Consider the following 8398-nt stretch of genomic DNA (forward strand, 5'->3'; position numbering starts at 1 on the left):
ATGGAGTGACGGGAATGCCCGCTTAATAATGATAAACTACGGCCGAGCTTTCCTGTAAACTTTGTGCCATTAATTCCTCAATAAACGCCGATAGATCATAGCCGGCCATGTTTGCAGCCTGTTCAATGGTGACCTTCCCGGTATCGTATAGCCTGGTGGCTACGGCGGTCAAAACATCCTTTTCGGATATTTTCGCACCATCCGGTAAGTTAATATTCAAAGTTTGCATAACCGAATGTAAACAATTTTTGATAATTACAACAATTCGGGTTTAATTTTCTCCACAAATTCCTTGGCGAATTTATTCAGCTTAGGCTGTATCACTACCATGCAATAAGGTTTCAATGTATTATCGTTGTAATAGTTCTGGTGGTAATCTTCGGCTTTATAAAATGCCGATGCCGGTGTAACTTCGGTTACAATGGGTATATCAAATACCTTTTCGGCGGTTAATGTATTAATCATTTGTTCGGCCTGCTGTTTTTGTTCATCACTGTGGTAAAACACGGCAGATCGGTATTGCGTACCCACATCATTACCCTGGCGGTTTAAGGTGGTTGGGTTATGGGTTTTAAAAAATACCAGCAGTAGCTCATCAAAAGAAATCACGTCTGCATCAAACTCAATGTCAATAACTTCTGCATGGCCGGTATCGCCATTGCATATTTCCATATAGGTGGGGTTTACCGTATGGCCGCCTGTATAACCCGATGCTACTGATATTACGCCTTTAAGGGTTTGGAAAATGGCTTCGGTGCACCAAAAACATCCGTTACCAAAAGTTGCTTTTTGAATATTCATATGCTAAATTAACCACAAATTATTATATTGGTTAATTACAGGCCTGCCTTAACCCGATAATTACTTTTATATGATCTTTAAGTTTTGCCGATGTATCGCAATTATATGGTTGCTGTGCGCTTTTATGGTTTCAGCCCGCGCTCAAACAGATAATAATATAATAGATAACCTTGTAAAGCATGCATCGTACTATCGCGTTAAAAAAGCAGGGCCCCTGATGTTTGTACACATGGATAAAACCGTGTATGTAAATAACGATGTCATGTGGTTCTCCGCTTATCTTTTAGGTGTCAATATAAAAAATATCACCGGGCACCAGGTTTTATCAGCAGCTTTAGTAAACAATAACGATCAAAAAATTGCGGTACAAGGTAAATTTGTAATGCATGTTGGCCTGGCTTACGGCAATTTAACCGTTCCGGATAGTGTGCCGCCCGGTCATTACAGCTTTGTTGCATACACCAACTGCCTCGTCAATGGCAAGCCCGAGGTATGCTTTATGCAACCCGTTACCCTTAAAACAGCTACCGACGCGGCGTTTAATGTCGAACTGGTTTTGGATACGCTGTATAAAGACCCCGCCAATGTACGTGTACTGCTAAAGGCCGCTGCTAAAAGCGCCCCATTGGATGGTGCCTTAATTAATTACTACCTGGGGAAAGATCAGAAAACCCGGTTATCCGGCAAGGCAAAAACAAATGTAATAGGCAGCTATACGCTGATGATACCTAAGGACCGGATTACCACGGCACAGCATAATTTAGAAGTGCAGGTAAAATCGGGCAGCGAAACCAAAACCCTGCACCTGGATATCCCCATAAAAAAGAAAACTACCGATGTGAAGTTTTACCCCGAGGGCGGCCATTTAATAGCAGGCATGCAAAACAGGGTGGGCTGGGAAGTTAAAATGCCGGGTGGTACAGCTATTAAAACACAGGGTTTGTTATATGCCGGCAGCGTTGTAATAGATACCATAGAGACCGACAGTTTTGGGATGGGCATGTTTTATATAGAACCGGCCCCACATACTAACTATACTGCAAAACTACTGGATACCGGCACTGGTGATGTTTATGCTTTGCCAGCCGCCTTAAATTCGGGCGTGGTGATGCGGATCCCCGATGCCCTGGTTAAGGATACGCTGAAACTGCAATTGCTGACCAGGTATCCGGGCAAAACTACTGTAGTGGTACATAATTATCTGCAAATTTATTCGGCTACGATGTTTGATGCATCGCCGAAAGGGCGCAATGTAAAAATAGACCTGTCAACCATACCACGCGGATTAAATACCATAACCGTACTCGATAGCCTGAACCGTCCCTGCGCCGAGCGGTTGTTTTTTGCCCATTACGATCAAAAACCACGTGTAACTATTACTATGGACAATAAAGTGCCGGGTACAAGGCAAAAGGTAAATATCAAACTTAAATTGAACGGGAGTAACGGTCAGCCGGCAAAAGGTGTGGTATCTGTAGCTTGTGTGCAGGATAACCGTTACCTGGTGGCCAATGATAATAATATTGAGCATTATGTTTACCTGCAAAGCGAACTGGACAACCTGCCTTTAAAGGATGACCTGCTGGGCAGTAGCGAAGTTGACCGCATGTATTTGAACGAATTGCTGCTGGTACGCGGCTGGAGCAAATACAAGTGGCCCGAATTAATGCAGGCATCAGCAGCTGATACGCTTAAGATGAAAGACAGCCTTTTGTTTAGCGGTAGTATAACCCGGTTTGGCAGCAGGCTTAAAAAACCGGTACAATTAGCACTGATGAAGGATTCATTAGGTATAAATATGTTAAGCAGCGATAGCAAAGGAGGTTTTGTTTTAAATAATGCTGATGTATATACACAGGCCGACAGGAAGGCGAATTTAATAGTAAGTGGTAAAAGCGACCAATATGAAATACAGGTAACAGACCCATACCTGGCTGTAAATAAAACCCTGGCTAAAGATGTTGAACCGGTGATATTTGAAGAACCGATAACTCAAAGTACTAACGAATTTGTTTTAAAGGGCTTTGAACATGCAACTAATTTAAAGGAAGTAAAAATAAGGGCAACTAACGATAGGTTCAGGCATGGCTTTGGTGCCAATTCCAATGCCTGCGGCGATTATGTTTGCCGTTACAATATTCTTAACTGCCCCAACCATACGAGCGACCCGGGAAACAGGGCACCCATAAATGGCGAGATGGTTAATGTGCCTGGCCTGGGGCGTATCCAGTATTACGGATGCGCAGACCAACCGGCGCAAGCCGGTATGTTATCCTTTACCGGGGTTAATATGGCTAAAGAGTTTTACGGGGCCGATTATAAATTCAGCAACCCAACCGAACCGGATTACCTTTCTACCATTTGCTGGAAACACGGCATCTCCCTTAATTCAGAAAAAGAGATCGATCTTTCTTTTTATACCAGTGATATTACAGGCAAATTCAGGATAGTAGTACAAGGTATTACAAATGAAGATGTTGTGTATGGCGAAGATAGTTTTATCGTACAAAAAAAGGTGCCGTAAATAGGCTAATCTAAGTATAAGTGTGTTTTATACAGTTTTTGTTATTACCTTAGTTTATCATATTACATCATCCTAAAATTAATTAAATGATACTACATCAGGCTTTTTCTAAAAGAGGCAGATCATTGCCGCTTGTTTTGTTTTTCTTGTTGTTTGCTATACAGGGCCGGGCACAACAGCCCCGTTCGGTTGCGGATTTTGACTCTGGCTGGCGTTTTCACCTGGGCGATGTTACTAACGGACAGAATGAAACCCTTGCCGATAACAGCTGGCGCCAGCTTACCCTTCCGCACGATTGGAGTATTGAAGGCGAGTTTAGCAAGGATCATCCCGCTACCCCCGAAGGCGGCGCTTTGCCGGGTGGTATTGGCTGGTATCGTAAAACGTTTACCGTTCCAGCTGCATCAAAAAGCAAACAGGTATATATTGATTTTGATGGCGTATACCAAAAAAGCGATGTATGGATCAACGGGCACCATTTAGGTTTCAGGCCCAATGGCTATATCTCTTTCAGGTACGAGTTAACACCCTATTTGAAATACGGCGCGGCCAACGTTATTGCCGTAAAGGTTGATAACTCCAGTCAGCCCAACTCGCGCTGGTATTCGGGCTCGGGTATTTACCGCAATGTGTACCTGGTTACCACCAATAAAGTAGCTATAGACCATTGGGGAACTTTCCTGACTACGCCACAGGTAAGCAAAAGCCAGGCCGCCATTAAACTGCAATTAAAAGTGCGCAATAATACCGGCGCCGCGCAGCAGGTAACCCTAACCACTGCCATCAGCGATGCAAAAGGTAAGGTAATCAGTACGGTTAGCAGTAATGTAAAAGTGAGCGATACCCTGGCGACAGCTAATCAGCAATTAAAGGTAGCAACGCCTAATTTATGGTCGGATGTAAGGCCTTACCTGTATAAAGCCGTTACCAAAGTTTACAGCGGTAAAACATTAACCGATACTTATACCACCAATTTCGGCATTCGCTATTTTAAGTTTGATGAAGACAAAGGCTTTACCCTGAATGGTGTGCCCACCAAAATCCTGGGCGTGTGCGATCATCACGATCTGGGTAGCCTTGGCGCTGCCGTAAACGTACGCGCTACCGAAAGGCAACTGGAAATATTAAAGGATATGGGCTGCAATGCTATCCGTACATCGCACAACCCGCCATCAAACGAACTGCTTGACCTATGCGATAAAATGGGCTTTATTGTAATGGACGAGGCTTTTGATGTTTGGCAGCGTGCTAAAGAAAAGTATGATTACAGCGTATTTTTTAACGAGTGGCACAAACGCGACCTGGAAGACCAGATACTGCGCGACCGTAACCACCCCAGCGTAATTATGTGGAGCATCGGTAACGAGATACCCGAGCAGGGCAGGGCAAGCGGCGGCGAAATAGCAAAGGAACTGGCGGCCATTGTGCATAGCCTGGATGTTTCGCGCCCTATCAGCACGGCCAACAATAACCCCGATACTACTAATAAGATCATTAAATCGGGCGCGGTTGATCTGGTAGGTTATAACTATCATTTCAGGGAGTATCCTAAATTTCACTCCCGCTACCCCGGCAAAATATTTATCGGGTCAGAAACAACTTCGGCGCTGGAAACCCGCGGCTATTATGATATGACTGCGAATATCGACAGCATACGCCGCTGGCCAACAAAAGATCCTAAAAAAATGAATGCAGATAATACGGTATCTGCTTACGATAATGTTTCGGCTCCATGGGGATCAACCCACGAAGAAAGCTGGAAGGTGATCAAAAAATACGATTTCCTTTCAGGTATGTTTATCTGGACAGGCTTCGATTACCTGGGCGAGCCTACACCTTATAGCTGGCCATCGCGCAGTTCGTATTTTGGTATTATAGATTTGGCGGGCTTCCCTAAAGATGTTTATTATATGTACCAAAGCGAGTGGACCAACAAAACCGTGTTGCACCTGCTGCCGCACTGGAACTGGGAAACCGGCAAAACCACACAGGTTTGGGCTTACTATAACCATGCCGATGAAGTGGAGCTTTTCCTGAACGGTAAATCCTTAGGTAAAAAAGCCAAGCAGGGCGATGATCTGCACATCGCGTGGGCGGTGCCATACCAGCCCGGCACCTTAAAGGCGGTCTCCTACAAAGATGGTAAAACGGTAAAAACCACCGAAATACATACTGCCGGTAAACCTGCCAAAATAGAATTGATTGCCGATAGGAAAACCATCAGCGCTGATGGCCGGGATATGTCATTTATTACCGTAAAGATTTTGGATAAAGACGGCAATATCGTACCCAATGCCGATAACAAGGTTGATTTTAGAGTAAACGGCAACGCCTTTATAGCCGGTGTAGATAATGGTGACCCGGTAAGTCACGATCCGTTTAAGGTTAGCTATCGCAAAGCATTTCACGGATTGGCCCTGGCTATCGTACAATCAAACGCCAAAGCCGGCACTATCAACTTTACCGCTACCGCCGATGGTTTGGCCCCGGCAGTGTTGACCTTGACGGCTAAATAACGGCACAAAGCATGTCATTGCGAGGAGCGGCAGGGGATTGTGTGTAAGAGCGACGTGGCAATCTCGTAGTTTGATTAACAAGCTACGAGATTGCCACGATATCGCTCGCAATGACATGCTTTTTGATACACAGCACCAATCACTTCAATCTAAACCCGATAGCAGTGGAAAGCCCGGAACGAAGCGCAGCGCAGTGAGGACTTGCAACGGATAGCGGGACTACCGCCCGCTATGAAACACTGGCTTTCATTTACAAACCTTTAAAACAACCAACCCATTCAACGTAATCAAACCAATCACACCAAAATCAACGGTCAAGACCATAGAAAAAGCCGCGTTGCAAAAACAAAGCGGCTTTATATTTTTTAAGCCCTCTCCCTCGGGGAGGGTTTGGGAGGGTATACTATTGCTCTTTAGCCGGGTTACGGTAGTAAACCTTATCTTCTAAAAATTCCTGAATGGCAACCAGTGTAGGTTTAGGTAAACGCTCGTAGTGCTTTGAAATTTCAATCTGCTCGCGGTTTTCAAAAACTTCTTCCAGGTTGTCGTTAGATGATGCAAACTCAGACAGTTTCTGGTGCAGCTCTTCCTTAATGTTATTCGAAATTTGATTGGCCCTTTTAGAAACAATAACGATCGACTCGTAAATGTTATCGGTCTTCACATCAAGCTCGCGCAAATCGCGGGTGATAGTGCTGCTGGCCGGGGCGGGTTTATTAATAATTTGTGTCATATCTTTACTTTTCTGCTATTATTAGTTTGGTATTTTTTGAGAGTTCTGTTTTTCAGATGGTAGCTGCGCTTTAACCGTGTCTTTTTTAGCCAGTTTGCGGGCAAGCCTGGCATTGTTGTTAACTTCAGCAAAAAAGCGCTTTACATCTTTTATGCCATCTTCGCTATCCTTTTTTAAGCCTGCGGCTTCTTTTAAATATTTACTGGCCGGATATTTTTCAACAAACTGATCGTAATAGGTGATAGCCTGATTGTAACGGTCTTCCTGTTTCAATTCGCTGCTGTTTTTGGCATACATATATTGCGCCTTAATAGTTAAAAACTCCATCTCCTCGGCATATTTAGTGTCCGGGAAATCGCGCAGCGAATTATTAAAAGCAATAACGGCCGATTGATAATCTGTAATAGTTAAATACAATTTAGCGTTAGCGTACGATTTTTCTTCCAGCTTATCGCGCAAATCCTGTATCAGCTTGCTGGCCTCGGCCACACGGTCGCTTTTAGGGTATAAATTAATAAACAGTTGCAGCGCTTCAATAGCCTTGCCTGTATTCTCCTGATCGAGCGTGTAATTGGGCGAATCCAGGTAAAAGCAATAAGCAGCCATAAAGCGGCATTCCTCGGCACGCGCGCTGCTCTGATAGTTTTCGGCAAAGTTTTTAAACTGGTACCTGGCCGATGTATAATCCTTTAACTTATAATTGGTATAAGCATAGTAATAAAACAGGTCCTCGGCAGCATCACGCCCGCGATAACGCGGCGCCAGATCGTCAAATAACTCCAGTGCTTTACTGTATTCCTTTTTATTATAAAACTTAATCGCTTCCTGGTATTTCTTGGCATTATCGTTACTGGCCTTCAGCTTTTCATATTTGCTTTTACAGCTTCCTAATATCAGCACAAGGGCAAGCGTCAGACTTAAAAATACGGGACTTAGTTTTTTAAACATTTTGCAAAGATAGTTGATTAATACAAATCAGTCAATTATTTATTTGGCACTAATATATAAGGTATAAATTGCTCCTTTATATATATAGATGCGTTTTAACATCTTTTAACAGTAGGGCAGGGCCTTATGGTTTAACCACAAAGGCGCAAAAATAGCATGTCAGCAATTGCACAAAGGGCGCAAGGCCGTTAGTTAAACACCTACCTATATATAAGGTGTAAATAGTAACGGTATTGTATATATAATAGTGTGCCCTTTCGTATAGTTGAAAGTACGCCCATATATATAGGTACGTATCCTATCTTTCGGACTTCCGGTCTTTCCGTCTTCCGGACTTTTATTGAACCTCCATGCCCACTGTGGTTAATCCTAAATCATCATTTGAAAATGAACGGACAGTATTCCATAGCCCCCTGTAGCCCCGCTTTACGCTGCAAAGCCTCGCTTCCTGCCCACAGGCCACCCACGCTTCGGGTTTTCCGCTCCAATCGGAGTTTAGGTTGATCAGGCGATGCTGCTATCTTTCAGCCACAATACATAGCTTATACCTATGTAATCCCTCTTTCGGACTTCCGGACTTCCCGTCTTCCGGACTTTCCCTCAATTTTTCCCCCTCATTTGCAAAGTGTTATAAATACAATAAGCAATAAAGGTGTAAAACGTTTGCATAATCAAAAATGATGCATACCTTTGCAGCCCGCAAATAAGGAAGCGGAATTGTTCTCTGAGGTATTAGAAATGAAGTTTTAAGCCGAAAAAAAAGTTTAAAATAAATTTCACAGAATCGAAAAAGGTTTATACCTTTGCAGCCCGCAAACGCCGAAAGAAAAACCCGCAAGGGCAGGAGAAAAGGGCGAAACGGAGCATCCCAAAAAA

At 43.7% G+C, this 8398-nt stretch carries 6 protein-coding genes; 2 read left to right on the forward strand and 4 right to left on the reverse strand.

Annotated features, from left to right (window positions below; genetic code table 11):
• Positions 1-22: 22 nt before the first annotated feature.
• Both AC07M6_RS20190 and msrA read right to left on the reverse strand, forming a co-directional pair.
• Positions 23-229, reverse strand: coding sequence for a UPF0175 family protein (locus tag AC07M6_RS20190; RefSeq protein ID WP_494892578.1), 207 nt, complete (start codon positions 227-229; stop codon positions 23-25).
• Positions 230-255: 26 nt separating this feature from the next.
• A complete protein-coding gene (gene msrA, locus AC07M6_RS20195; protein ID WP_494892580.1) occupies positions 256-801 on the reverse strand; it encodes a peptide-methionine (S)-S-oxide reductase MsrA in 546 nt (181 codons plus the stop codon).
• A gap of 229 nt (positions 802-1030) precedes the next feature.
• Here msrA and AC07M6_RS20200 point away from each other — a divergent pair, with 229 nt between their 5' ends.
• Positions 1031-3325 (forward strand): hypothetical protein, encoded by a 2295-nt coding sequence (locus tag AC07M6_RS20200; protein WP_494892582.1) that lies wholly within the window; start codon positions 1031-1033, stop codon positions 3323-3325.
• A gap of 86 nt (positions 3326-3411) precedes the next feature.
• The gene (galB, locus tag AC07M6_RS20205) at positions 3412-5841 is read left to right on the forward strand and encodes a beta-galactosidase GalB (RefSeq protein WP_494892584.1); all 2430 of its coding nucleotides are present in this window, start codon (positions 3412-3414) and stop codon (positions 5839-5841) included.
• A gap of 403 nt (positions 5842-6244) precedes the next feature.
• Here galB and AC07M6_RS20210 read toward each other — a convergent pair whose 3' ends face one another.
• Positions 6245-6574, reverse strand: coding sequence for a DNA-directed RNA polymerase subunit omega (locus AC07M6_RS20210; RefSeq protein ID WP_494892586.1), 330 nt, complete (start codon positions 6572-6574; stop codon positions 6245-6247).
• Positions 6575-6595: 21 nt separating this feature from the next.
• Entirely contained in the window at positions 6596-7522 is a 927-nt protein-coding gene (locus AC07M6_RS20215; protein WP_494892588.1) for an outer membrane protein assembly factor BamD, read from the reverse strand.
• Positions 7523-8398: the final 876 nt, after the last annotated feature.

Source organism: Mucilaginibacter sp. GW821-FHT07H05 (assembly GCF_059418485.1).